Source organism: Micromonospora sp. D93, from assembly GCF_018070365.1.
Classification (GTDB): domain Bacteria; phylum Actinomycetota; class Actinomycetes; order Mycobacteriales; family Micromonosporaceae; genus Micromonospora; species Micromonospora ureilytica.
Genome location: NZ_JAGPXW010000004.1, coordinates 144,804 through 170,715 on the forward strand (window position 1 = coordinate 144,804; position 25,912 = coordinate 170,715).

A 25,912-nucleotide genomic window follows, 5' to 3' on the forward strand; every position below is an offset into this window, starting at 1 on the left:
CTCGTAGTAGGCGCATCGCGGCGGATGCAATTCGAGGAGCGGCTCTATGACCGAACAAACCCCCCCTGGGTCAGGAGTGCTGGCGACCATCGGAGCGACACCGATCGTCGAGCTGGTGAAGCTCGACCCCGAGAGTCCGTTCAGGACGTTCGCTAAGTTGGAGTCCCACAATCCGGGCGGCAGTATCAAGGACCGCTCAGCGCTGGAGATGCTGCGAGGACGCATACACGACGGGCGGCTCGTACCCGGAAGATCGGTGGTGATCGAGTCCAGTTCCGGCAATCTCGGGATCGGGCTCGCGCAGGTCTGCGGGTACTACGGAATTCGCTTCATCTGTGTGGTGGACCCGCGCACCAACAAGGACAACATCGCCATCATGCGGGCGCTGGGCGCGCAGGTCGAGGTGGTCACCGATGTCGATCAGGCCACCGGAGAGTACCTGCCCGTCCGTATCCGTCGGGTGCGTGAACTCGTCGCTACGATCGATCACGCGTACTGCCCGGACCAGTATTCGAACCCACTCAACCCGCAGGCACACCGTACGACCGTACGAGAGATCGTGCGCGCCCTGCCGGACATCGACTACCTGTTCTGTGCCACGAGTTCCTGCGGCACCCTGCGGGGGTGCGCCGAATACATCCGGTCGCACCAACTGCCGGTGACGATCGTGGCGGTGGACGCGTTGGGCAGTGCGATATTCGGCCCGGCGGTGGGGTGGCGGATGATTCCCGGCCACGGCGCATCGGTGCGTCCGAAGCTGTACCGCAGCGATCTGGCCGACATCGTGGTCCGAGTCGACGATCTCGACGCAATTGTGGCGTGCCGCCGGCTGGCCGCCCGCGAGGCGATTCTCGTCGGTGGCTCGTCGGGTGCCGTCGTGGCGGGCCTGGAGCAGATGCGCGACCAGATCCGACCCGGGGCCACCTGCGCGATGGTCTTTCCCGACCGCGGTGAGCGGTACCTCGACACCATCTACGACGACGACTGGGTCATGACCTACTTCGGTGACGTGTCGCACCTGTGGACCAAGCCCGACATGGAGGTGGCACCATGTTGATTCTCGGAGCAGGTGAGGTCCGTTCCGTCCTCGACGGGGGCGAGCGCGATGTGGTGTCCGCAGTGGAGGCGGCGTACCGGTCGCACGCGTTGGGCCGTACCCGGGTACCGCAGTCGGTTTTCCTCCGTTTCCCGGACGGAGAGCGCGAGCGGATCATCGCGCTGCCGGCCTACCTGGGAGGTGAGACGCCGACCTGCGGGGTGAAGTGGGTGTCATCCTTCCCCGGCAACCTCGACCGGGGGATGCACCGGGCCTCGGCCGTGATGATCCTGAACTCGGTACACACTGGCGTGCCGGAGGCGATCCTCGAAGCGTCGGCGATCTCGGCCGGGCGTACGGCCGCGAGTGCCGCCCTGGCGGCGTCCACGCTCTCCTCGTCCAGCCCGGAATCCGCGGTGACGCTCGTCGGCTGCGGTCCGATCAACTTCGAGGTGCTGAGGTATCTGTGCACCGTGCTGCCGACGCTGGACACGGTGACCCTGTACGACCTCAGCGCCGAACGGGCGCAGTCCTTCGCCGCCGAGGCGCGGTCGGTCTGGCCGGCGTTGAAGATCGACGTGGCCGAGAACGCGGCCGACGCCATGTCCCGCCACAAGCTGGTGTGTCTGGCTACGACGGCGAGCGCCCCGCACCTGAGTACCGAGCACTGCCGCCCGGGAACGCTGGTGCTGCATCTGTCGCTGCGTGACCTCACCACCGACTCGATCCGTTCCAGCGTGAACATCGTCGACGACGCGGACCACGTGTGTCGGGCCGCGACCTCGCTGGACCTGGCCCAACAGGAGGCCGGCCACCACGACTTCATCGCCGCCTCGCTCGGCGAAGTCCTGGTGGCCGGTGAGCGGTACGTCAGAAGTGACGAAGCCGTGACGGTGTTCTCCCCGTTCGGACTCGGCTGCCTGGATCTGGCAGTGGCCGACCTGGTCCGGCGTGCGGCGTCGGGCCGCAGCCTGGGCACCACATTGGATGACTTCCTACCGACGAAGCAGCAGGTGTGCGCATGACTGACATCCTCGAAACCAACAACCGGCTCCGACTGTCGTTCGAGCAGGAGCAGCTGTGGTTTCTCGACCAGGTCCGCTCCGGCACCCAGGAGTACCTGTTGCACTGGGGATTCCGGCTGCGCGGGCCGCTGGACCGGGCGGCGCTGACCGCCGCCCTCACTGACATCGCCGGCCGGCACGAGATTCTGCGCACCCGCTATTCGACGGTTGACGGACAGCCGGTGCAGATCATCGACGAGCCGTCGGCGGCCGACCTCACGGTGGTGGACCTCACCGGGCACCCGGCAGCTGAACAGGACCGACGGGTACGGGAGATCGGCGAGGTGGCGGTGACCACGCCGATCGACCTGCGTGAGTCAGCCCCCTGGCGGCTGACCCTCGTGCAGCTTGCCCCCACTGACGCGATCTTGATGCTGGTGGTGCATCACATCGCCTTCGACGGCCCGTCGCTGGGCATCCTCGCCCGGGAACTGGGCGTGCTCTACCCGGCCCATGCCGCCGGCGAGAAGTCGTCGCTGGAGCCACTGGAGCTCCAGTACGCCGACTTCGCCGACTGGCAACGGAGCCGATGGGACGCGAACGACGCGGCGTTCGTCCGGCACCTGGACTACTGGCGTGAGCGACTGGCTGGACTGCCGTCACTGGAACTGCCCACGGACCGGCAGCGCCCCGCCGCCTGGGAACCGGCCGGCGACGTGGTGGCGTTCGCGGTGCCGGCCCCGTTGGCGGCCCGGATCAGCTCCGTGGGACGCGCCGCCCGGACGACCCCGTTCATGGTGTTCCTGGCCGCCTACCAGCTCCTGATCAGCCGTTACGCGGATCAGCTCGACTTCGGTGTCGGGGTGTCGACCAGTGGGCGGAACCGGGTCGAGCTGGAGCCGGTGATCGGCTCGCTCGCGCAGACGGTGGTGCTGCGGACCGACCTGTCCGGCGATCCCACCTTCGTCGAGTTGCTCGGCCGGGTCCGCGAGACGGCCCTGGACGCCTTCGAGCACAAGGACGTACCCCTGCAACGCCTGGCCGCCGAACTGTCGCCGGACCGCGGCCTGTCCCGGAACCCGCTCTTCCAGGTCGGGTTCGCGGTCCTGAACGGCCAGGGGGAGCCGCTGAGTCTGCCCGGCATCGAGGTCGACTGGGTGCCGACCCCCGTTCGCAGTGCCACCTTCGACATGTCGCTTCAGATGACCGAGGAGCCGGACGGATCCTGGGTCGCCCGGATCACCTATCCGACCGCGCTCTTCGACCGGGCCCGGATCCAGCGGATGGCCGACAACTACGTGGCGCTGCTGGAGAACTTGGCGGCGGCGCCGGAGGCGCCGCTGCGCGACGTGTCGACAGTGGCGGCCGCGCAACAGCAGCAGTTGCTCGGCTGGCACCCCGCCCCGGGCGGAGCGACCGACGCGCTGCTGCCGGACCTGTTCCGGGCGCAGGCCGAGGCCACACCGGACGCGGTGGCCGTGGTCTGTGGTGACACCGAGCTGACCTACGCCGAGCTGAGGTCCAGGACGGACAACCTGGCCAGCTTCCTGCGCATTCGCGGAGTCGGCGCGGAAACCGCCGTCGGCGTCGCCCTGCACCGCGGTACCGATCTCGTGGTCGCGCTGCTCGGCTCGCTCACCGCCGGCGCGGTCTACGTCCCGCTCGCACCCGACCTGCCCGACGAGCGACTCGAGTTCATGATCGAAAATGCGGGCGTCGAACTGGTGCTCACCGACACGGCGCTGCGGCAGCGGATTCCGCAGCAGACCCCGGTGGTGGTGCTCGACGAGCAGTGGGACGACATCGCCCGCGCCACGCCCCCGCCCCCGGTGGCGCTCGACGCCGCGAACGCCGCCTACGTCATGTACACGTCCGGCTCCACCGGTCGCCCCAAGGGAGTCGTGATCAGTCACGGCGGGATCCGGAACCGGGTGCTGTGGGCGGTGGACCGGTTCGGGCTCACCTGTACCGACCGGGTACTCCAGAAGACGACCATCGGGTTCGACGCGTCGATGTGGGAGTTCCTGGCGCCGCTGGTGTCCGGCGGTTCTGTGGTGATGGCGCCGCTGGACGCGCACCGCGACACCGCAGTGATGGTCGGTGCCCTCGCCGCGTACCGGATCACCGTGGTGCAACTCGTCCCGTCCGTGCTGCGCACCGTGGTCGAGGAGCCGGAGCTGGCCGCCTGCGACGCGCTGCGGCTGGTGTGCTCGGCCGGCGAGCCGCTGCCGACCGAACTGTGCGAGCGACTGCTCGGCGTGCGGGAGGTGGAGCTGTACAACACCTACGGACCGACCGAGTCCTCGATCGACGTGACCGCGTGGCGCTACGCGCGTGGTGAGACCGACGGTACGGCTCCGATCGGTGCCGCGCTGCCCGGCGTCGACCTGTACGTGGTGGACTCCGCCGGCCGGCTCGCGCCCATCGGCGTGCCGGGTGAGTTGCATATCGGCGGTGTCGGCCTCGCCCGCGGTTACGCCGGGCGCGGCGACCTCACCGCCGAACGCTTTACCCCGAATCCCTCCGCCACCCGGCCCGGCCAGCGGTGGTACCGCACCGGAGACCTCGCCAGGTGGCGTGACGACGGGGTCCTGGAGTTCGTCGGCCGCCTCGACGCGCAGGTCAAGGTGCGGGGGGTGCGTGTCGAACCCGGTGAGGTGGAGGCCGCGCTCCGGGCGCATCCGTCGGTCGCGGCGGCCGTGGTCACCTCCTACCGGTCCGTCACCGGTGACCTGGAACTCGCGGGCTACGTGGTGCCGACCGCCGGGGCGATGGTGGAGACCGACGAGTTGTCTGGATTCCTCGGCACCCGGCTGCCCGCCGCGATGGTTCCTGCCAGCATCATCGGGCTGGCCGCGCTGCCGTCGCTGCCCAACGGAAAGGTCGACAGGTCGGCGCTGCCGCCCCCCGGCAGCCGCCCACCGGACGACGACCCGGATCACGTCGAGCCCGATGACGTAGCCGCCGGTCACGGCGCCCCACGGACGGAGACCGAGCGGGCCGTCGCCACCCTCATGGGCGAGCTGACCGGGGTCGAGCGGGTCGGCGTCGGCGACGACTTCTTCGCGCTGGGTGGGCATTCGCTGCTGGCGATCCGGCTCGCGCACCGGTTGCGCCGCAGGTTCGGGCTGGAGCTGACGGTTGCCACACTGTTCGAAGGACGGACCGTGGAGCGGGTCGCCGCGGCGATCGACGCGGGCACGGCACCCGACAGCGAGCCGCAGATCGTGCCCGTACCCCGCGACGGCACCCTGCCGACCTCGTTCGGCCAGCAACGACTGTGGTTCCTGGACCAGCTCGAACCGGGCAGCGCGGAATACCTGATCCCGATGGTGTACCACCTCACCGGAACGCTGGACACCGCGACGCTGCGCCGCGCGGTGGAGCAGGTCAGCGCCCGGCACGAGGTGCTGCGCACCCGCTACGTCGGGGACAGCGGTGTCCCGCTGCAATTTGTGGATCCCCCCGGCCCGGTGCCCTTCGACGTGGTGGACCTGACCGGCACCGTGGAGGCCGCGAAGCGCGCCAGGACGATCATCGAAGCGGTGAGCGCCCGGCCGTTCGACCTCACCCACGAGCGTCCGCTGCGGGTCACCGTCGTGCACACGGCAGCCGACGAACACCTGGTCGCGATCACCCTGCACCACATCGCCTTCGACAACTGGTCGCTGGGCATCTTCCTGCGCGAGCTGAACGAGGCGTACGTGGCAGGGCTCGCCGATACCCCCTGGTCGACGCAGCCGCTTCCGGTGCAGTACGCCGACTTCGCCGTCTGGCAACGCGACCGGCAGGCCGACGGCACCATCGGCAACCAGATCGAGCACTGGCGCAACCGGCTCGCCGGGCTCGTGCCGGTCGAGCTGACCCCCGACCGGCCCCGCCAGCCTGGGCGTGACCTGCGCGGCGAAATGCTGATCGTCGGTATTCCGCAGACCACCGGAGCAGCAGTACGCGAGCTGGGCAACCAGACCGGCGCAACCCTGTTCATGGTGCTGCTGGCCGCGTTCGACGTGCTGCTGAGCCGCCACACCGGCCGCACCGACATCGCGATCGGCACCCCGGTCGCCGGTCGGACGCGGCCGGAGACCGAGGACCTGGTCGGCTTCTTCGTCAACAACCTCGTGGTCCGGGCCGACCTGGGCGGGAACCCGACCTTCCTCGACCTGGTCGACCGGGTCCGCCGGAGCGCTCTGGAGGCGTTCGCCAACCAGGAGGTGCCGTTCGAACACCTCGTCGACGCCCTGCAACCGGACCGCGACCTGTCCCGCAACCCGCTGTTCCAGATCATGTTCGAGGTACAGCACACCGGTGCCGGTAACGCGGCGTCCACCCTCGCCGGCTGCGCCGCGACCGGCCTGGACAGCGGCCTGTCGGTGGCCAAGTTCGACCTCACCCTGTCCGTGATGGAGCAGCCGGACGGCCGGCTAGAATGCTGGTTCGAGTACGCCACGGCGCTGTTCGACCGCTCGACGATCGAACGTCTCGCCGGCCAGTACCTACGCCTGCTGGGTGGAGTGACCGCCACCCCACAGACCCGGATCAGCGAGCTGGATCTGCTGTCGGCCGACGAACGCCACACGATCGTGCACCAGTGGGCGGACCCCGACGCGGACCGGCTGGACCTGCTCGACCCGCCCGGCGAACGGCACCTCTCGGTACCGCAACTGTTCGCACAGTGGGCGGCCCGGACTCCGGAGGCGACCGCCGTGGTGTTCGGCGCTGAGCGGCTCGGCTACGCCGAGCTGAACGCTCGGGTCAACGAGCTGGCGCTACAGCTCCGTGCGATGGGGGTCGGTCCGGAGGTCATCGTCGGCTCGTGCCTTCAGCGCGGGATCGCACCGGTCGTGGTGCTGCTGGCGGTGCTCAAGGCCGGCGGGGTGTACGCGCCGTTCGACCCGGAACATCCCCCGGAGCGGCTGCGCTACATGCTCGCCGACGCCGGAGCGCACCTGGTGGTGACCACCGGCGCGTTCGCCGACCGGTTCGCCGGGCACGGCCGGCCGGTGCTGGTCGTCGACGACGGGGACCGGGCGAGCGGCCGGCCAACGGCCGACCCGGCATCGGTCACCGTGCCGGACAACCTCGCGTACATCATCTACACGTCCGGGTCGACCGGCCGCCCCAAGGGCGTGATGATCTCGCATCGGGCGTACGCGCACCACTGCCGGGTGGTCGCCGACCAGTACGGCATCCGCGCGGGCGAACGGGTCGTGCTGCTCTCGGCACTCACCTTCGACGTCGCGATGGATCAGATCGGCGCCACTGTGGCCGCCGGTGCCACGATCGTGGTGAGCGATCCGGTCTTCTGGACGCCCAGCGAGCTGCCGGCCAAGCTGGCGCAGTACGGCGTGACGATCATGGAAATCACCCCGGCGTACTACCGGGAGGTGATGGAGTCCGGCGTGGACCGGCTCACCGCGATGAAGACCATCATCGTCAGCTCGGACGTGGTGACCGTCGACGACGCCCAACGCTGGGCGGCGACCGGCCTACCCGGCCGGTTCCTCTGCACCTACGGGCCGACCGAGGCGACCGTCACCTGCATGTTCAACTCTGTGTCGGGCGATCTCGCCGACGAGCGCAGCACGGCCACCCTGCACATCGGCCGCGCGGCCGCCGGCACCCGGGTGTACGTGCTCGACGCGGAGCTGCGTCCGCTCCCGGTGGGGGTACCCGGCGAGCTGTACCTCGGCGGCGTGCGCCTGGCCCGTGGCTACCACGACCGGCCGGAGTTGACCGCGGAGCGGTTCGTGCCCGATCCGTTCGCCACCGAGTCGGGAGCGCGCCTCTACCGCACCGGCGACCTGGTGCGGCTCCGGCCGGACGGCGCTGTCGACTTCCTCGGCCGCCTTGACACCCAGGTGAAGATTCGGGGTTTCCGGATCGAACTCGCCGAGATCGAAGCCGTGTTGGCCAGGCACCCCGCGGTGTCCGCGGCTGCCGTCGTCGCGAGGGACGTCGGGCCCGGCGACAAGCGGCTCGTCGCCTACCTGGAGTGGCCTCACGACATCGGACCCGACCTCGACGAGCTGCGGGCGTACATACGAGAGTCGCTGCCCTCGTACATGATCCCGTCGGCCTGGGTCACCGTCGCGGCCCTGCCGCTGTCACCGAGCAAGAAGGTCGACCGGGCGGCGCTGCCGGATCCGACGCCGTCCGAACTCGACGGTACCCGCGGGTACGTGGCACCGCGGAACCCGGCGGAGGAGACCATCGCCGGGATCTGGTCGGACGTTCTCGGCGTCGACCGGGTCGGCGTCGATGACGACTTCTTCGGGCTCGGTGGCCACTCGTTGCTGGCCACCCGGGTCCTGGCCCGGCTGCGGGCGGCCTTCGCCGTGGAGGTCCCGCTGCGCTGCCTGTTCGAGGTGACCACAGTGGCCGAGCTGGCGGTGGTGGTGACCGACCTGATCACGGCGGAACTCGACGAGTTGACCGACGCCCAGATGAGCGAACTGCTTTCCCAGGATGGTGCCCTGTGACTGACACAATCGATCGAGCCGGTTTGCGCGCGGAGTTGCTTCGGCGCAGGCTCGGAGGTGCCGCGACCGCCGCGCCGGATGGGGGGATCACCCGGGTCTCGCGTGAGACGCCGCTCGCGCTGTCGTTCGCGCAGCGCCGGCTGTGGATTCTCGACCAGGTTCGGCCGGGCGGTACGGAGTATCTGGCCAGCGCCGGCCTGCGCCTGTTCGGGCCGCTGGAACCCGGCGCGCTGCGGGCGGCGCTGGACGCAGTCGTGGCCAGGCACGAGGTGCTGCGCACCCGCTACGTGGTGGTCGACGGTGAACCGGGCCAGGTGATCGACCCTCCGCAGCCGGCCACGCTGCACGAGGTGGACCTGCGTGGCCTCGACCCCGCCGTGCAGGACGAACGGATCGCCGGCTGGATGACCCACGACCGGGCACCCGTCGACCTGGCGGCCGGCCCGGTGTTGACCGGAACCCTCGCGCGGCTGGCCGACGAGGAGCACGCGCTGGTGGTGACCCTGCACCACATCGCCTTCGACGGCTGGTCCGAGCAGGTGCTGTGGCGTGAGCTCGACCGGTTGTACACCGCCGCGGTGACCGGCGGGCCGTCCCCGTTGGGGCCCCTACCGGTGCAGTACGCGGACGTCGCCGAATGGCAGCGCGATGCGATGTCCGGTGCCAAGCTGGATCGCCAGCTCGACTACTGGCGGCAGGCGCTGGCCGGCGCCACCGCTGTGGAACTGCCGCTCGACCGGCCTCGCCCAGAGGTCCGGGACAGCGCCTGCGACCTGGTCCCGTTCGCGGTGTCCGCGCCCGACGCCCGGGCCCTGCACGAACTCGCCCGCCAGTCCGGCGCAACGCCGTTCATGGTGCTGATGGCCGGGTACGCGATCACGCTGGGCCGGTTCGGCCGGAGCAACGACATCACGATCGGCACCCCGGTGGCCTGTCGCGACCGGGCCGAGGTGCAGGACCTGATCGGCTTGTTCCTCAACACGCTGGTGCTGCGCACCGACCTGTCCGGCGACCCGTCCTTCCGCGAGGTGCTCCGGCGGGTCAAGGAGATGGCGCTCGGCGCCTACGCCCATCAGGAACTCCCGTTCGAACGGCTGGTGGACGAGCTGGCCCCGGTGCGCGACGCGTCCCGGACCCCGCTGTTCTCGACCATGTTCCTGTGGGCCAACGGGGACTCCTCGGCCCGCCGCATCGGCGAACTACGCGCCGAGGAACTGCCGGTCGGCGAGAGCGACGCCAAGTTCGACCTGACCCTGGTGGTCGTCGACCAGCCCGACGGCACCCTCACCGGCTTCCTGAACTACGCCACCGCGCTGTTCGACAGGGACACCGTCGAGCGGTTCGCGAGCCACTTCACCACTCTCGTCGGCAGCATCGCGGCCACACCGGATACACCGATCAGCCAACTGGTCGAGTCCCCACCGGCGGAGCGGGAGCTGGTGGTGCGGACGTGGAACGAGACCGAGGTGGCGTACCCGACCGGCACCCTGCCGGAGCTGTTCGCGCGACAGGTGGCTCGGACCCCGGACGCCGTCGCCCTCCGCTTCGAGGGCGAGGATGTCTCCTACGCCGAGCTGGACCGGCGGACCGACCGACTGGCGCGGTACCTGGTCGACGCGGGCGTCGGGCCGGAGTCGATCGTCGGCGTGTGCCGCCGACGCAGTATCGAGCTGGTGGTGGCGCTGCTGGCGATCCAGAAGGCCGGCGGCGCGTACCTGCCGCTGGACCCGGACCACCCGGCCGAGCGCCGGGACTACATGTGTGCCGACGCCGGTGTCACCATCGTCCTCACCGACGGCGAACCGGCCATCACCGGCAGCGGATCGGCACCGGCGAGCACGACCCCGGCCGGGCCGGACCACCCGGCGTACGTGATCTACACGTCCGGCTCGACCGGCCGGCCCAAGGGCGTCGTGGTCACCCACCGCGCGATCGTCAACCGGCTGCACTGGATGCAGGACGCCTACCGGCTGGACGACTCCGACCGGGTGCTGCAGAAGACCCCGTACAGCTTCGACGTCTCGGTGTGGGAGTTCTTCTGGCCGCTGATCACCGGGGCCACGCTGGTGATCGCCCGGCCCGACGGCCACCGCGACCCGCACTACCTGGCCGACCTGGTCGCCACCGAGCAGATCACCACCCTGCATTTCGTACCGTCGATGCTGCGGGTGTTCCTGGCCGAGTCGTTCGGGCCGCTGCCGTCGGTGCGCCGAATGATCTGTAGCGGCGAGGCGCTCCCCGCCGACCTGGTCGCCGCCGTCCACGAGCGGATCGGCTGCGAGCTGCACAACCTCTACGGGCCGACCGAAGCGGCCGTCGACGTCACCGCAGTGCGGTGCCTGCCCGAGACGCCGGTCACCATCGGACGGCCGATCGCCAACACGCGCACCTACATCGTCGACGAGAACCTGCGACCGGTCCCGATCGGAGTGCCGGGTGAGCTGCTGCTGGGCGGCCTGCAGTTGGCCCGCGGGTACCTCAGCGGCCCGGGGCTCACGGCACAGCGGTTCGTTCCCGACCCGTTCGAGGAGTCCGGCGGTGGAGGGCGGCTGTACCGCACCGGTGACCTCGCGAGGTACCTGCCGGACGGCCGGATTGACTACCTCGGCCGGCTCGACGACCAGGTGAAGATCCGTGGGCACCGCGTCGAGCTCGGCGAAATCGAGGCGGTGGCGGCGGAGCATCCGGGAGTGTCCGCGGTCGCCGTCGCGGTGCACGACGGCCAGCTCGTCGGCTACCTCGTCGCCCGGGACACGGACGCCGGCGTCGAGGTGAGCGACGTGGCGTCGTTCCTGCGCGGTCGACTGCCCGAGGCGATGATCCCGAGCCACTGGCAGCTGCTGCCCGCGCTGCCCCTGACCACCAGCGGAAAGACTGACCGGCGCGCGCTGCCGGCCCCGACACCTGGTCGCGCCTGGGCGCCCGGAGCGTACGTCGCCCCCCGCACCGAGGCCGAAGGCGTCGTCGCCGAGGCGCTCGCGGCGGCGCTGGGCATCGAACGGATCGGTGTGCACGACCGGTTCTTCGACGTCGGGGGTGACTCGATCCGTGCCATCCGCGCGATCGGTACCCTGCGCCGGGGCGGGCTGAACCTGTCGGTGCAGGACATCTTCACGCACCAGACCGCGGCGCAGCTGGCGACGCTCGCCGACCGGCCGGCGACCGATGCGGACGAGCCGCCGGTCGGCCCGTTCGAGCAACTCGACCCGGCCGACCGTGACCGGCTCCCCGACGGCCTGGTGGACGCCTACCCGATGGGTCAGGTGCAGGCCGGCATGGTGTACGAGATGCTGGTCAACGGCTCGCACCCGGCATACCAGAACGTCACCAGCTTCGACATCGTCGACGACGGCCCGTTCTCGCTGGCCGCGTTGCAGCAGGCCGCGCAATGGCTGGTCCACCGGCACGAGATCCTGCGCACCACGTTCGACGTGTCCGGCTACACCGAGCCGATGCAACTCGTCCACGCCGAGGCGCGAGTCGAGGTGGGCTTCGACGATCTGCGCGAGCTCCCGGAAGCTGAGCAGCAGGACATCCTGGAGCGGTACCGGGAGACGATGAAGCTGGCGATGCTGCCCATCGATCATGCGCCGCAACTGCGCTGGCATGTGCACCGCACCGGGGAGCGGACGTGGGTGCTGACCCACACCGAGTGTCACGCCATCCTGGACGGCTGGAGCCACCACTCCCTCATCGCGGAGCTGCGGGACACCTACCGGGCGATCCGGGACGCGGACCCCGACGCGCTGAAGCCCCCGCCCCCGGGGCGGTACGCCGACTTCGTCAGGTTGGAACGGCGATCGCTGTCGGCCGGGCCGGACGAACGTTTCTGGCGGAGCCGAAGCGGCGAGTACGACCGGATCGCGTTGCCGGCGGACACCGCCCCGGCCGGCCACGGCGCGGTGCCGGAGCTGCGGCTGTCCTGGCGGCATCTCGAACCGGGTTTGCGGGAGCTGGCCGCGCGGACGCAGACCTCGCTCAAGGCCGTGCTGCACACCGGGCACCTCGCGATGATCGGCGTCATCACCGGCCAGCGGCGGTTCTTCAGTGGTCTGGTCGTCAACGGCCGGCCCGAACTGCTGCGCGGCGACGAGGTGATGGGGATGTACCTCAACACGGTGCCGTTCGCGGTGGACCTGCGTACGCCCCGTTGGCGTGACCTCGTGCGCGCCGTGTTCGCCGAGGAGCTTGCCGTCTGGCCGCATCGGCGCTACCCGATCCCCGCGATGCAGCGCGCATGGGGCGCCGGTACGCCGCTGATCAGCAGCATCTTCTCCTACCTCGACTTCCACGTGCTCGACGCACAGCAGGACGTGTTCGGCACTGTCGTCGACGACAGCCCCAACGAGTTCACCCTTGTCACGTTGACCTTTCCGGGCGAGCTGCGCCTGGAGTGCCGGGCCGGCTGGGCGACCCAGGAGCGGCTTGCCGCCCTGGGTCAGACCTTCCTCGAACTGCTCACCGCGATGATCGCCGACGACGGCGCGAACCCGGTCGACCTCAGCTCGACCCCGGCACACCGGTTCGCCGAGCCGCAGCAGGACTGGTCCGCCCTGCCCGAGGCGTGCGTCACCGACCTGTTCACGACCCAGGCGCAGGCCCGGCCGGACGCCGTCGCACTCGAGTGCGGCGATTCGCGCCTGACCTACGGCGAACTCGACGCCCGGGCCAACCAGTTGGCGTTGGCGCTTCGTGGGCACGGCGTCGGCCTGGAAACGCCCGTCGCGGTCTGCATGGACCGCGGGATCGACGCGGTGGTCGCGCTGCTCGGCATCCTCAAGGCCGGGGGCTGCTACCTGCCGCTCGACCCCAAGTATCCGGCCGGCCGCATGGAGTATCTCCTCGATGACTCCGGCGCCCAGTTCCTGGTGAGCGGACCGACCCACGCCCACCGTTTCGCGGCGCGTGCCGGGCTGACCACGCTGAACCTGGACTCCGACTGGTGGTCGGACGGCAGCCGGCCGACCACCGCGCCACAGGTGACGCTGTCACCGGAGAACCTCGCCTACATCACGTACACGTCGGGGTCCACCGGACGTCCGAAGGGCGTGCTGGTCCCGCACCGCGGCGTCGTACGACTGGTGCACGGCCAGGACTACGCGAAGCTGGACGCCGACCAGGTCATGCTGCAAGCCGGCACGCTCGCCTTCGACGCGTCGACGTTCGAGGTCTGGGGCGCGCTGTGCAACGGGGCGCGGCTGGTCGTCTCCCCGGAGACGCCGACCGCCGACGAGCTCGACGAGCTCCTGCGCCGGCACGGGGTGACCGTGCTGTGCCTGCCCACCGGCCTCTTCAGCACCATGATGGACGTTCGGCCACAGGCGTTGGCCGGGATACGGGAAGTGGTGGTCGGTGGCGAGGTGCTGCCGCCGCTGCAGGTGCGTAGGGCGATGGAACACGGCGTGCTGGTCAGCAACGGGTACGGCCCGACCGAAAGCACCACGTTCGCCACCGTCCACCCACGGATCCCACTGCCGGCGCTCACCGACGTCATTCCGATCGGGAAGCCGATCAATCACACCTACGTGCACGTCGTCGACGAGAATCTCGACCCGGTTCCGTTCGGCGTGCCGGGCGAGCTGCTGCTGGGGGGTCCGGGCGTCGCGCGCGGATACCAGAGCCGCCCGGACCTGACCGCCGAACGCTTCGTACCGGACCCGTCCGGACACGCGCCGGGAAACCGGCTCTACCGCACCGGGGACATGGTCCGCCAGGATCCGGACGGCACGATCCACTTCATCGGCCGGCGCGACCACCAGGTGAAGATTCGTGGGCACCGCGTCGAATTGGGCGAGGTGGAGGCCGCGATCGCCGAGCTGTCCACGGTGCGGGCCGCCGCGGCGGCGGCGTACCAGGGCGTGGACGGCATCAAGCAGCTCGTCGGGTACGTCGTGCTCGACGAGGACGGCCCGGCCGACCCCGCCCGGCTCGGTGACGTGATGCGCGGCAGGGTCCCCGGCTTCCTGGTCCCGACGGCCTGGGTCCGCCTGGACCGGCTCCCGCTGAACGACAACGGCAAGCTCGACCGGGCCGCGCTGCCCAGGCCGGCGGCGGGAACGTCGGTACGGGAATACAGCGCGCCGCGTACGCCCACGGAAGTGGCCGTCGCCGAGGTTTGGACCGAGGTCTTTCACCTGCCCCGGGTCGGCCGTGACGACGACTTCTTCGACCTCGGCGGGCACTCGCTGCTGACGTTGCGGGCGATCGCGATGCTGCGGGACCGGCACGGCATCGAGACGACCGTTCGAACCTTCGTCGAGCACCGCACGCTCGCGGCGCTCGCCGCGTCGATCGACGGCGAGCGGCAGCCGGTCACGGCGTTGCTCTGGCTGCGCCGGACCGGCGACCAGCCGCCACTGGTGTGTGTGCACCCCGGCGGCGGCAGCGCGCACTGGTACCGGCGGCTGGCCGAGCACCTCGATCCGAATCTGCCGGTGGTCGCCTTCGAGTGGCCGGGCCGCGACCCGTCGACCGGCTCTGTGCCGTCCACGGAGGACATGGCGACCCGCTACCTCGCGGAGTTGCGGGAGGCGGTCCCGCGGGGGCCGTACCGGATCTTCAGCTGGTGTGGCGGCAGCGGGGTGAGCGCCGAGATGGCCAGCCGACTGATGGCCGAAGGCGAGGAGGTCACCTTCATCCTGCTCGACCCGGGGCAGGACGCCTGGCAGAAGGAGCACCTCTGGTCGGAGTACGGGCTGATCAAGCAGTGTGTGACGAACCTGGAGCGGCTCGACGCGGCGCCGCCGGACGAGGACACCTCGGTGCTCCGGCAGGAGACGCTGGCGCTGCTCGAACACATCGTGGACGACATCGTCGGCAACGACGGGATCACGCTCCCCGAGCGCGGCGCGGGAACGATGTGGCTGCCCGCCGCGCGGATGTGGGAGGAGGTGATGGAAATGGTGCTGTCCTACCGGGACCGCCCGTACGCCGGACACCTGCATCTGATCGTCAGCGACGAGCTGGCGCTGGGCGAGCACGAGGTCGTCAGCTCCGGCCAGAGCTACCACGACTACCTCCAACGGTGGCGCGAGCGGACCGCCGGGCTGGGGGTACACCGGGCGAAGGGTGAGCACTTCTCGGTCATGAAGGAATACGTGGCGGACCTCGCCGGCATTCTGACGGGGCTGATCGACAAGCCGGCGGGCCGACGGTGAACGGTATGTCGACCGCGCCATCTCCCGCACCGGGCACCACCAGACGGGCCCTTGCGGCGGTGTATGCCGCCGGCGCCGGGTCCGCCGTCGGGACCCAGATGACGACGCTCGCGCTGCCGTGGCTGGTGCTGGAGAGCACCGGCTCGGCACCGCGGGCGGGTCTGGTCTTCGCCGTGTCGGTGCTCCCCATGGCGGTGCTCGGATTCGCGGGCGGCGAGGTCATCCAACGGTACGGCGCACGCCTAACCATGGTGGTCATCGACCTCGCGCAGTTCGTGGCCATCGCGTCGATACCTGCGCTGGCCGCGGTGGGCCTGCTCAGCTTTCCCCTGCTCCTGACAATCGTCGCGGTGATCGGCGTACTCGGAGTGCCCTACTTCGCCGCGCAACGCGACCTGGCCACCGAACTCGCCGGTCCGGACCCGAAGGCGCTGATGCGGACGAACAGCGTGCTGGAAGGGTGCTTCAACATCGCCGCGTTGACCGGCCCGGCCATAGCGGGCGTGCTGATCGCGGCGTTCGGCGCGGAGAGGGTGCTGTTGTTCGACGCCGTGACCTCGGCGGTGTCGGGTCTGCTGTTGTGGTGGTTCGTCCCGCGCACGCGGCGGACGGAGCCGGCGACGCCGGCACTGCAGGAGCGGCAGACCCCGGAGCACTCGGGAATCCTGGCCGGGGTACGCGCATTGCTCCGGGACGACTTCCTGCGACGGGTGATGGTCACGACCGTCAGCTTCGGCTTCCTCATGCGGGTCCTGATGCTCGCGCTGCCGCTGCTGGCGTTCGCCCGCTTCGCCGGCGATGCCAGGGTCGGTGGGCTGCTGCTCTCCGGCTTCGGCGCCGGCGCGATTGCCGGGGCGGCCGTCAGCTATCTGATCGGCAGCCGGTTGTCCCCGACGATGGTCTTCGGGCTGGCCGCCTTCCAGCTCGTCCTGCCCTGGTGGGTGCTGCTGTTCGACGTGCCGGTGCCGGTCCTCGTCGCCGCGCTCGCGGTGTCCGGTGCGGCGCTTCCGTTGTCCAACGCTCCGTTCTTCAGCATCCTGGCCACCCGGTTCGCGGCGGACATCCGGGCGAAGGTGATCCAGGCGGTCATGACCATCAGCAACATTGCCGGCCCGCTGGGCTTCCTGGCCGGCGGGATGGCGATCGGCCGCTTCGGCGTGACGACGACCCTGCTCGTCCTCGCGGCCCTGTCCACCCTCGCTGCGGTCAACCTGGTGGTGGCACTGCGGCACTTCGATCCGGTGACGCTGACCAGCCCGCAGCCCGAGCCTGCGACGGCAGCTGCTCGGTAGCCCGCTCGGCCCAGTGCCCGCGAACCACTGTTGGTTCCTCGCGGAACGGTTCACCCGACTACGTGAAGGATGTGATGTCCGGGCCGACCTCGGCCCGGACATCACCGTGTGATGACGCGGAGGAAGCGCCCTGGTGCCTGGTCCTCCGACGACGATCGCGCGGGCGCAGCTCAAGGGCAGGGCGCGGTTGCAGGTTCGCAACCGCGCCCATCAGGGTGGCCGGTGGGGTGCCGGCCGGGCTCGCAGTCTGTCGGGTCGACGCCGTCCTCAGGCCAGCGTCGACGGGGTCTCCGTCTCGATCGCCGCGACGGCCAGCAGCCGACCGCTGGCGGAGTCGCGCAGTTCCAGGTCGGCGATCTCGGAGAGCGGGTCGGTGACGTTCTGCCATCTCCGGGCGGTGACGGTGAAGAGCGAGCCCAGGTCGGCGTTGCCGAAGAAGCCCACCTTCTGATCGATCACCCGCCGCTGGAGGAACTGCCGCTCGGTGCGGCCGAGCCCACGCCACAGACGCATCAGCGCCGTGTCGAAGATCGAGAAGTACGAGGCGAAGTAAACCAGCCCGGCGCCGTTGATGTCCCGTACGGCGTCCAGCGCGTACTCGAAGGACAGCTCGCCCCCGGCGACCGCGAATCCCGGCGGCGCCGGGGTGAGGAAGCTGCCCGCACCGCGGGCGCGGCCGACGAGCGTACGCGGTGAGAACTGATTGGGGAGTCGCGGCAGGTCGGCGTTGTCGAAACCGTCGGGGACGGTTTCGGAGAGGACCCGGTTGCTGCCCGGATTGCCGCGCGCGATCCACCGGTTGAGCGTCTCCGCGTACATGCACTCCGGGTCCGGCGTCTCGTAGACCTCCGCCGGATCGAGGAACGCGGCGCCGAGGCCGGAGCCGGTCGGCGCGAGCCGGTGCAACGTCAGAACCGAGCCGCCGCCGAACTGGAAGACCCTCGACGTCACCTCAAGCTCGTCACCGAAGGCCAGGCCGTGCGGATGAACGACCTTCCCGCCCCGGACCCGGTAGTAGTAGAACGAGAGGTAGGTCGGTTGGCCTTCGGCGGTACGAGCGGCGTGCACGTTGGTGCGGCAGGTCTCGGCCACCGATTCCCACGTCCAGTCGCCGATCCGCCCGAAGATCAGAGACCCGCCGCTGCACATTCCAGGCGCGACGATCACCTTCCGGTGAAGGGCTGTGTTCTCGGGCATCATCTCAGCCCTCCAGTCGTGAGTAGTTCCGGTGCGTTGCGGATGCGCCACTGGTGTACTGCCGCGAGGAACGCGTCGTTGTCCGAGGGCGAACCGAGCGACACCCGGACGCCCTCCCCGGCGAAGACCCGCAGCTCGATTCCGACCCGGGCACACCAACTGCCGAACGGGCCCGCGTTCTGGCCGAGCCCGAGCCACAGGAAGTTGGCCTGGCTGGCCGGGACCGCGAAGCCGTCGGCCAGTAGGGCAGCCCGCACCCGGGTCCGCTCGGCGATCGTCTGCCGGACCCGCGTCAGGAGCACGTCCTCAAGGGCGAGGGCGGCGACCGCCGCGTGCTGGGCCGGCGCGCTCACCGCAAAGGGCAGCGTCACCTCGCGCAGCGACGCCACTATGCGCGCCGCGCCGATGAGATAGCCGACCCGGAGCCCGGCCAGGCCGTACGCCTTCGAGAACGTGCGCAGGACCACCAGGTTGGGATACCTGTCGCACAACGCGAGACCGCCGGTTCCCATCGGCTCGTCGACGTACTCGAAGTACGCCTCGTCGAGGGCGACCAGGCAGGTCGGCGGGACGCGATCGAGGAACGCGCGCAGCCGGTCCAGGCCGAGCAGCGTACCCGTGGGGTTGTTGGGGTTGCAGATGACGACCAGCCGGGTCGTGGCGGTGATGCGATCGGCCATGGCGGCGAGGTCGTGCACGTCGTCGGCGAGTGGCACCCGCTCCGAGTGGACCCCCAGATGGCCGGCGAGGATCGGGTAGTACTCGAAGGAACGCCAGGCGTAGACGGCCGTCGCACCCGGCCCGGCGAGCTGGAACACCGCCTGGAGCAACGCACAGGATCCGGCGCCGACCGCCACCCGGTCCGGTTCGACAGCGTGCCGCCGGGCGAGCGCCACGGTCAGGTCGGTACACGCAGGGTCGGGATAGCGGTTGACGTCCCGGCTGCTCGCGGCGACCGCGGCGACGATGTCCGGCAACGGGCCGTGCGGTGACTCGTTGCGCGACAGGGCCCGGCTGGCGGCATGGGACCTTCCGGCGGTCGGCCCCGCGGCCTCACGCACGACAGCGCTCCGCGACCAGCTCGGCGATATCGCCAACCGTCGCGAGTTCCAGCAGTTCGTAGTCGGAGACGTGGATGTCCAGCCGCTTGCTGAGCAGGTCCGACAGCTCGACCACGGCGAGGGAGTCGAGGCCGACCTCGACGCGATCGGCCGTGGCCACGACGTCCTCGGTCCGCATCTGCAGATCCTCGACCAGGATGGCCTTGAGTTGGTCAAACATGGCTTGCCGTCCGTTCAAGCTGACCCGTGGACCCGGCACGCAACGCGAGCGCCACGTCTTCGATGAGGTCCTCCTGCCCGGCCACCGCCTGTAGGCGGCCCAGTTCGAAGAAGACGTCGCGCGGGTCGACGCCCTCGCGGGCGGCGACGTCCAGCACCCGGTTCCTGAACCCGGAGAACACTCCGGCGAGACCACTCACCACGCCGATCGAGTCGATGGTGGGCGGCGCGGGCATCAGCTCCCGCTCGGCGATGTCCGCCGCGTCCAGCAGCCGATAGAGATCGATGCCGGTGTCATAGCCCAGCCGTTCGAGCACGGGCACGAGAACTTCCAGCTGGGTGTTGCCGGCCCCCGCGCCGAACCCCCGGGCGCAGGCATCCAGGATGGTGGCGCCCGCCTCGGCGGCGGCGATGGAGTTCGCCACCGCCATACCGAGATTGTTGTGCCCGTGAAACATCAGCGGCACGCTGACGGCGGACCGGATGGCCGCGATCCGCGTGCTCACGTCTCGCGGCAGGTAGTGGCCGGAGGAATCGAGGATGCCGACGCCGGTCGCACCGAACTCGACGAGCCGCGCGCACTCCTCGGCCAGGCGCTCGGGACTGGCCATATGGCTCATCAGCAGCACGCCGTGTGCGTCGACGTCCGCGTCGCGCAGCAGCCCGAGGTGCCGTTCGGCCAGGTCGCTCTCGGTGCAGTGGGTGCCGATACGGACGAGGTCGACGTCGTACGAGACGGCCAGCCGGATGCTCTCGGTCGTGCCCCAGCCCGGCAGCATGAAGACGCCGAGCTTGGTGGTGGTCAACGCGTCCCGGACCACCGACAGCATCGCCTCGTCGCTGAGCAGGGCTCGGCCGGCTTGCAGGGACGAGGCGCCCAGGCCGTTGCCGTGTCCCACCTCGACGACGGGTACCCGGGCGGCGTCGGCGGCGGCAGCGTACGCCCGAAGTTGCTCCCGCCCGAGCTGGTGGCGGACGGCGTGGTGCCCGTCGCGCAGCGTCGGGTCGTGGATCAGGATCGGTTGTCTCGGCGAACTTTCCGCAGCTTGCTGGCTCATGACACGACCTCCATGGCCTCGATCGGTCGGCGTTCCACCGCACAACGCTCGGCGACCCGGATCGCAGCCGAGTTGATGATGTCGAGGTTGCCCGCGTAGGCGGGTATCTGGTCGCCTGAGGAGGTCACCTCGACGGCGATGAACGCCTTGTTGTCGTTCACGATGCAACTCGCCACGGTGTAGCCGGTGGCGAAGGCACGGACCTCGGCGGCGGCGGACGCCACGAGCGGGTGCACCGACTCGTGGGTCAGGCCCTCGCCGACCAGCGACATGGCCACTCTGAAGGTCGCCGGAGGACGAGCCGGGCTGACGTTGAGGATGGCCTTCACGTCCTCGACGCCGGTGAACTCGCGGAGCGCGTCCTGAGTGGTCTCCACGTACTCATCGAGGTTCAACCTGGTCCCGCGGCCGACGCTGAGTGTCGCGGCGGTCGCGACCACCTCCACGTAGTCGATGCGGTGGGCTCGGGCGATCGCTCGTACGATCGGCACCGATGCCTGCCCACCGCAACTCACCATGTTCAGGTCGCGGTGAGCGGCGGCCTCCGCGCCGTTGACGGTGGGGACGACCATGCGCCCGATCCGGCTGGGTGTGAGGTCGATCAGCAGCGTGCCGAGCGGTGCCAGCACCTCGGCGTGCTCGGCGTGCGAGCCGGCGTTGGTGGCGTCGAAGACCACGTCGAGCGGTTCGTCGAGGTCGGCAAGTGACGACAGACCACGGCTGGCGGCCGGCAGCCCCAGCCGAGCGACCCGCTTGAGGCCCGGGCTGTCGGCCGTCCGGCCAGCGACGAGGCGAAGGTCTAGTGCAGCGGACCGCTCGACTTTCACCGCCAGGTCGACGCCGATGAGCCCGGCGCCGAGCACCCCAGCTGACAGCCGTCGTTCTGAATTCATCGAGGAGATCGCCTTTCTACCCGCGTCGGACTACGTATTGGTGACGTGCAGAGTGACCGAGCCCAGATGATCGAATTCGGCGGTGTAGGTGTCACCGGGGCTCAACGGGACCGCGGCGTGCAGGGCACCGGTCATGATCAACTGGTCGGCCTCCAACGTGACGCCACTTTCGCCCAGCAGGTTCGCCAGCAGCGCCACCACCGCCACCGGGTTGCCCAGGGCGTCGGCGCCCTGACCGGCCGCGACCAACTCCCCGTTGCGACGGAAGGCCATTCGCACGAGCCGGTAGTCCAGCTCCGCGCTGGCCGGGATCGAGCGTCCCAGCACGGCCGCGCCGTTCGAGGCGAGGTCGGCGATCGTGTCGCCCAGCCGGATGCGCCAATCCGTGATCCGGGAGTCGACGATCTCGAGACCGGCGATGACCTCTCCGATCGCCGCGTGGGCCTGCTCCACGGTGACGCCAGGACCGGTCAACGGCCTCGCCAGCCGAAAGACGATCTCGGCTTCCACCTTCGGCGAGATGAACTCGCCGCGAGCGAAGCACGCACCGTCCGCGCGGACGGTCGAGGCGAACACCGGGCCGTAGTCCGGGGCGTGGACCCCGAACATCTCCTGCATGGAGGCGGAGGTAAGCCCGGCCTTGTAGCCGATCACCCGTTCGCCGTCGGCGATCAGCAGTTCGGTCAGCCGGCGCTGGACGGCGTATCCGCCGGCCGCGTCGAGCGTGGGGCAGGCGTCGGTGAACGGAGCGATCGGCACGCGGTTGCTCCGTGCCTCGTACAGGGCCATGGCCATGCGCTCGGCGTCGTGCTCCGCCAGCGTCGCTGCTCCGCCGTTCCGGCTCATCGCGTGGCCACGAAGAGGCGGCTGCCGGGCATTCCCAGGGTGGTGGTGGCCACCTCGGAGAAACCGGCCTGCCGGAAGAGTTCGCACCACCGGTCCTCGGTCGGCAGCCGTACGCCCATCGAGGTCTCGTGCAGGTAACTGAAGAGGGCGCTGAAGGCGCGCTCGCCCGGCGTGTCCACGTACGGCACCGCGTCGGTGACCACCAGGCAGCCGCCGTCGGCGAGGTGCTCGCGGCAGGCCCGCAGGACGCTTGCGAAGACCTCGGGATGCTGAGCGACATCATGCATGACGAAGCCGGCATGGATGATGTCCGCGCCGTCGAGTGGAGCGGGGTCGTCGACGAGCGTCTCGACGGACCGGTTGACCACCCTGAGCCGGTCGTCCACCTGGGCGTGGCGACCGGCGCGTTCGGCCTCCTCGCACGCTCCCGGGCTGAGGTCCAAGGCCACGCCGGTGCTGGTGGGCAGCTCGGTCAGCAGCCGGATCAGCAGCGCGCCCGCGCCGGAGCCGAGATCGACGATGTGTCGGGGCTTGCGGCTGATGATCTCGGACAGCACTCCGGGATAGAAACCGCGCGAGCCGATCCAGCGGGACGACACCGCCACCCGTCTGCCGTCGCGCTGGTGCTGGCGGCCGGCCGCGTCCGGCTCACGCAGAAACCGCTCCGCGTGATCGATGTACGGCCGGTTCGCGTTGAGCGACCAGGAGAGATAGCCCGCCTCGTACCGCCGGTCCGCGAGCTCCGCGCAGGGCATGAACGGCCCGGTCTCGGCGTCGCGCTCCAGCAGCCCGGCGGCGGACATGGCGCGCAGGAAGAGGAGAGCGCGAGCTTCGGGAACGCCGGTCGCGGTCGTTGCCTCGGCCAGCGTGAACGGCGTCCCGCGATCGAGTAGCGGCGAAAGTCCCAGATTCTCGGCGATCTCCAGAAGAGTGGCGTTCGCCGCAAGGTCTGCGGCGATGTCACTGACGTCAGAACTAATCACTGGTTCACCCACATCCTGCTGATTCGGCGACTTTTCGGTACCGATCCTTGCTCTTCCGATTCGCGTCCGTCCAGGTAGGAGAGCTGGCGATGGGCTGACGGCCTCCATCAACCGCTCCTTCCGTAACTGTCGCAATCGACGTTCTCGGCACGGATCTACAACGGATGTCAATGTGTCACGGAGACACGGATCGCCTGCAGAGAAGAGTCGGCAGACATACGGGAAGGCTGCCGCCACCGGGTCGGCCGCCGGCGCAGCCGGCCCGTCGCCTTACGGGCAGGACGACCGGCGCTGACGCGACGATGGCGAGTCGATGCTCCGCTATCAGGCCGCGCCGGCGGCCGACAGCGAGTCGACAGCGAGTCGACAGCGACCTGTTAGTTCGTCGCGGAACCATCCGGCCAGGAAATTCCGACGCCACGCCAGGCCCCGGCGTGACGACGAAGGAGGCGTGATGGGCGAACCGATGTGGGTCAACGTCATGGCGACCGACCCGGTGCTGGAGGCGGGCGTGACGAGCGCGATGCTCGGGTGCCCGGACATCGCGGTGGTGACGACGCGGGAGAAGGCGGCGGTCACGGTCCTGGTGGTCGACCATCTGGGCCAGGACGCGCTGGATTCGGTGCGGGCCGTCCGCACCGGCGCAGACCGGCCCGAGGTGGTGCTCGTCGTGCCCGAGGTGGAGCCGGCTGACGCGCTGCGAGCCATCGCGGCGGGTGCGCGCGGCCTGCTTCGGCGCCGGGAGGCGACTGCGGAGCGACTCACCCGCGCCGTGCTGGCCGCCGGTGAGGGGGACTGCACGGTCTCGCCGGACATGCTCGACCGGTTGCTTGCCGCGCCGGCGGTTCCGGCCGGCACCCTGGCGTCGAACATCAGCGACCGCGAGCGCGCGGTACTGCGGCTGATCGCCGAGGGCCGGGAGACCGGTGAGATCGCCAAGGAGCTGTGCTACTCGACGCGAACGGTGACCAGTGTCGTGCATGACATCACGCGACGATTCCGGCTGCGCAACCGGGCCCACGCGGTGGCCTTCGCCCTGCGGGCCGGGATGTTGTGAACGGCGAACAGGAGAAGATCATGATGGCATTGACCGCACATGTGGTGGCCTCGAACGCGACCATCCGGGCCGAGGTGCTGGCCGCGCTGCGGCGTGCCGGCGTCACACCCGTGCCCGACCCGTACGAATCACCGGACACCGTCATCGTCACGGCGGTCGACACGGCGCATGAGGCGCTGACGGCGTGTCCGGCGCGGCCGCGGTCCACGGCGCAGCGGACGCTGCTGGTCGCCGACCGATTCTCACCGATGGACGTGGTACGCGTACTGCGTTCGGGGACTCTGGTTATGCTCCGCTTCGCCGACGTCACTCCGGGCCGACTGGCCGCTGCGGTGCAGGCCGCCCGGGACGGGGAGGTCCGGCTGCCGCACGAGGTGCTGGTGGGGGTGCTCGGTGGCACCGGTACGCCGAACCAGGCCACCACGTCCTGGACGGCCGGCCGGTCGCCGCTGACGCCCCGTCAGACGAGGGTGCTTGCGTTGATGGCCGAGGGCCAGGACAACGCGATGATCGCCCGGTCGTTGCTGTGTTCCAACCACACGGTGAAGAACGTCATCTACGACATGATGGCGCGGTTGCAGGTTCGCAACCGCGCCCACGCCGTGGCCTGTGGTGTAGCGGCCGGGTTGATCTGAGTTCGTCCCGTGGGTGCACACCGGCGTGCAGCTGCGCGGGCGAGGCGACCGTGCCGTCGTCACCACTCGGCTGGCCGACGGCGGTCAGCGACCGGCATCCGGTCACCGATGACCCGCAACAGATCGGCCGGCTCGGTCGCATAGCTCAATCCGGATCCGGGCAACTGCACCAGATCGGTGTCCCCGTACGCCGACCAGCCGGCCACCACCTTCGCCTCGATGCCCTGGTCCAGCCACCGAATCGCGGTCAGCGGACAGCGCAGCGGCGCCGGGTGGGGCACTTGATAGGCCCGCAACGCGGCCAGTTCGGCCCGGAGCGCCCGTGCGCCGGCCGCGACGATCGACGGCAGCGGGATGGTGCCCATGGCCACTGCGGTCGCCAGCACCCGCTCGGTCAGTTCGTCGTCGGTCGGTTCGGTGTGCGCCTCGCCGGCATAGCGGCTGAGGTACTGGGGTGCGGGACAGCCCGAGATGAACAGGCGCAGCGGTGCCGGCGCTCCCCGCTGGTCCAGCTCGACCGCGACCTGGTAGCCGAGCAGCGCGGCACCCTCGTGGCCGAACAACGCGAACTTCTCGACCCCCCGGCGCTTGAGGTCCGCCACCAGCTCCGCGGCCCGCTCCGGCAACCCTGAAGAGGGCTGGGCCGCAGACCGCGTTCCCGGTGCTTCGCCGCCCAGGTCGTCCACGACCGGCGGGCGGACAACGCGCCATGGGCCGACGGTGTCGGGCCATCGGTCGAACTGGAAGTCACCGTTACCGGCGCTGGGTATGCAGATCAGCGTTGCGGTGTCGACATGCGGAGCGGTCCGCTGGTCCAACCATGAGGCCATGAGGAGGGTCGCCTTCGTTGACGGAGAGTAGGCAATTCTTGCTCAACCGTCGTCCCGGGCGCCTCCACACCGCTATCGCCGATCGGGTAGGCAGCGGCCGGCGAGGAAAGCGTCGTGATGGGGAGCCGAAAACGGCCGGCCATAGCTTCGTTCCTGTCGGCG

At 70.1% G+C, this 25,912-nt stretch carries 15 protein-coding genes; 7 read left to right on the top strand and 8 right to left on the bottom strand.

Going from position 1 to position 25,912, the window contains the following annotated elements; translation table 11 throughout:
• Positions 1 to 46: 46 nt before the first annotated feature.
• Genes sbnA through KBX71_RS06730 form a run of 5 tightly spaced genes read left to right on the top strand, consistent with a single transcriptional unit; the run spans position 47 to position 16,971 of the window.
• The gene (sbnA, locus tag KBX71_RS06710) at positions 47 to 1,057 is read left to right on the top strand and encodes a 2,3-diaminopropionate biosynthesis protein SbnA (protein ID WP_210817134.1); all 1,011 of its coding nucleotides are present in this window, start codon (positions 47 to 49) and stop codon (positions 1,055 to 1,057) included.
• Entirely contained in the window at positions 1,051 to 2,061 is a 1,011-nt protein-coding gene (gene sbnB / locus KBX71_RS06715) for a 2,3-diaminopropionate biosynthesis protein SbnB (protein WP_210817135.1), read from the top strand. The genes sbnA and sbnB overlap by 7 nt, the downstream gene beginning before the upstream one ends.
• On the top strand, positions 2,058 to 8,522 hold the full coding sequence (locus KBX71_RS06720; RefSeq protein ID WP_210817136.1) for a non-ribosomal peptide synthetase: 6,465 nt from the start codon (positions 2,058 to 2,060) through the stop codon (positions 8,520 to 8,522). The genes sbnB and KBX71_RS06720 overlap by 4 nt, the downstream gene beginning before the upstream one ends.
• Entirely contained in the window at positions 8,519 to 15,679 is a 7,161-nt protein-coding gene (locus KBX71_RS06725; RefSeq protein ID WP_210817137.1) for a non-ribosomal peptide synthetase, read from the top strand. Before KBX71_RS06720 ends, KBX71_RS06725 begins: the two co-directional genes overlap by 4 nt.
• Positions 15,680 to 15,684: 5 nt before the next feature.
• Positions 15,685 to 16,971 carry an MFS transporter gene (locus KBX71_RS06730; RefSeq protein WP_210817138.1) on the top strand — a complete coding sequence of 429 codons (1,287 nt, stop codon included), beginning with the start codon at positions 15,685 to 15,687 and terminating at the stop codon, positions 16,969 to 16,971.
• 267 nt (positions 16,972 to 17,238) lie between these two features.
• On the opposite strand, the gene KBX71_RS06735 is transcribed toward KBX71_RS06730, so the two are convergent.
• From KBX71_RS06735 to KBX71_RS06760, 7 genes are read right to left on the bottom strand one after another with little or no spacing between them, the layout of a single operon-like run.
• Positions 17,239 to 18,168 (bottom strand): LnmK family bifunctional acyltransferase/decarboxylase, encoded by a 930-nt coding sequence (locus KBX71_RS06735; RefSeq protein ID WP_247683038.1) that lies wholly within the window; start codon positions 18,166 to 18,168, stop codon positions 17,239 to 17,241.
• Positions 18,168 to 19,229: a histidinol-phosphate transaminase gene (locus KBX71_RS06740; RefSeq protein WP_307846989.1), complete on the bottom strand. Its 1,062-nt coding sequence runs from the start codon at positions 19,227 to 19,229 to the stop codon at positions 18,168 to 18,170. Before KBX71_RS06740 ends, KBX71_RS06735 begins: the two co-directional genes overlap by 1 nt.
• On the bottom strand, positions 19,222 to 19,449 hold the full coding sequence (locus tag KBX71_RS33550; RefSeq protein WP_247683040.1) for an acyl carrier protein: 228 nt from the start codon (positions 19,447 to 19,449) through the stop codon (positions 19,222 to 19,224). The genes KBX71_RS06740 and KBX71_RS33550 overlap by 8 nt, the downstream gene beginning before the upstream one ends.
• Positions 19,442 to 20,506 (bottom strand): 4-hydroxy-2-oxovalerate aldolase, encoded by a 1,065-nt coding sequence (dmpG, locus tag KBX71_RS06745; protein ID WP_210817141.1) that lies wholly within the window; start codon positions 20,504 to 20,506, stop codon positions 19,442 to 19,444. The genes KBX71_RS33550 and dmpG overlap by 8 nt, the downstream gene beginning before the upstream one ends.
• Positions 20,503 to 21,399: an acetylating acetaldehyde dehydrogenase gene (locus KBX71_RS06750; protein WP_210817142.1), complete on the bottom strand. Its 897-nt coding sequence runs from the start codon at positions 21,397 to 21,399 to the stop codon at positions 20,503 to 20,505. The genes dmpG and KBX71_RS06750 overlap by 4 nt, the downstream gene beginning before the upstream one ends.
• Positions 21,400 to 21,429: 30 nt before the next feature.
• A complete protein-coding gene (locus tag KBX71_RS06755; RefSeq protein ID WP_247683041.1) occupies positions 21,430 to 22,245 on the bottom strand; it encodes a 2-keto-4-pentenoate hydratase in 816 nt (271 codons plus the stop codon).
• A complete protein-coding gene (locus tag KBX71_RS06760) occupies positions 22,242 to 23,336 on the bottom strand; it encodes a trans-aconitate 2-methyltransferase (protein ID WP_210817144.1) in 1,095 nt (364 codons plus the stop codon). Before KBX71_RS06760 ends, KBX71_RS06755 begins: the two co-directional genes overlap by 4 nt.
• A 346-nt stretch (positions 23,337 to 23,682) precedes the next feature.
• On the opposite strand from KBX71_RS06760, the gene KBX71_RS06765 reads away from it, so the two are divergent.
• Both KBX71_RS06765 and KBX71_RS06770 read left to right on the top strand, forming a co-directional pair.
• Entirely contained in the window at positions 23,683 to 24,285 is a 603-nt protein-coding gene (locus KBX71_RS06765) for a LuxR C-terminal-related transcriptional regulator (RefSeq protein ID WP_210817145.1), read from the top strand.
• 20 nt (positions 24,286 to 24,305) lie between these two features.
• Entirely contained in the window at positions 24,306 to 24,920 is a 615-nt protein-coding gene (locus KBX71_RS06770; protein ID WP_210817146.1) for a LuxR C-terminal-related transcriptional regulator, read from the top strand.
• Between the two features lie 59 nt (positions 24,921 to 24,979).
• On the opposite strand, the gene KBX71_RS06775 is transcribed toward KBX71_RS06770, so the two are convergent.
• On the bottom strand, positions 24,980 to 25,750 hold the full coding sequence (locus tag KBX71_RS06775; RefSeq protein WP_210817147.1) for a thioesterase II family protein: 771 nt from the start codon (positions 25,748 to 25,750) through the stop codon (positions 24,980 to 24,982).
• Between the last annotated feature and the right edge of the window lie 162 nt (positions 25,751 to 25,912).

What these genes read in the sequence shown, in the direction of transcription:
- sbnA (WP_210817134.1), top strand. Translation starts at nt 47, where the DNA reads ATGACCGAACAAACCCCCCCTGGGTCAGGAGTGCTGGCGACCATCGGA.
- sbnB (WP_210817135.1), top strand. Translation starts at nt 1,051, where the DNA reads ATGTTGATTCTCGGAGCAGGTGAGGTCCGTTCCGTCCTCGACGGGGGC.
- KBX71_RS06720 (WP_210817136.1), top strand. Translation starts at nt 2,058, where the DNA reads ATGACTGACATCCTCGAAACCAACAACCGGCTCCGACTGTCGTTCGAG.
- KBX71_RS06730 (WP_210817138.1), top strand. Translation starts at nt 15,685, where the DNA reads ATGTCGACCGCGCCATCTCCCGCACCGGGCACCACCAGACGGGCCCTT.
- KBX71_RS06735 (WP_247683038.1), bottom strand. Translation starts at nt 18,168, where the DNA reads ATGCCCGAGAACACAGCCCTTCACCGGAAGGTGATCGTCGCGCCTGGA.
- KBX71_RS33550 (WP_247683040.1), bottom strand. Translation starts at nt 19,449, where the DNA reads ATGTTTGACCAACTCAAGGCCATCCTGGTCGAGGATCTGCAGATGCGG.
- dmpG (WP_210817141.1), bottom strand. Translation starts at nt 20,506, where the DNA reads ATGAGCCAGCAAGCTGCGGAAAGTTCGCCGAGACAACCGATCCTGATC.
- KBX71_RS06750 (WP_210817142.1), bottom strand. Translation starts at nt 21,399, where the DNA reads ATGAATTCAGAACGACGGCTGTCAGCTGGGGTGCTCGGCGCCGGGCTC.
- KBX71_RS06755 (WP_247683041.1), bottom strand. Translation starts at nt 22,245, where the DNA reads ATGAGCCGGAACGGCGGAGCAGCGACGCTGGCGGAGCACGACGCCGAG.
- KBX71_RS06760 (WP_210817144.1), bottom strand. Translation starts at nt 23,336, where the DNA reads ATGGAGGCCGTCAGCCCATCGCCAGCTCTCCTACCTGGACGGACGCGA.
- KBX71_RS06765 (WP_210817145.1), top strand. Translation starts at nt 23,683, where the DNA reads ATGGGCGAACCGATGTGGGTCAACGTCATGGCGACCGACCCGGTGCTG.
- KBX71_RS06770 (WP_210817146.1), top strand. Translation starts at nt 24,306, where the DNA reads ATGATGGCATTGACCGCACATGTGGTGGCCTCGAACGCGACCATCCGG.
- KBX71_RS06775 (WP_210817147.1), bottom strand. Translation starts at nt 25,750, where the DNA reads ATGGCCTCATGGTTGGACCAGCGGACCGCTCCGCATGTCGACACCGCA.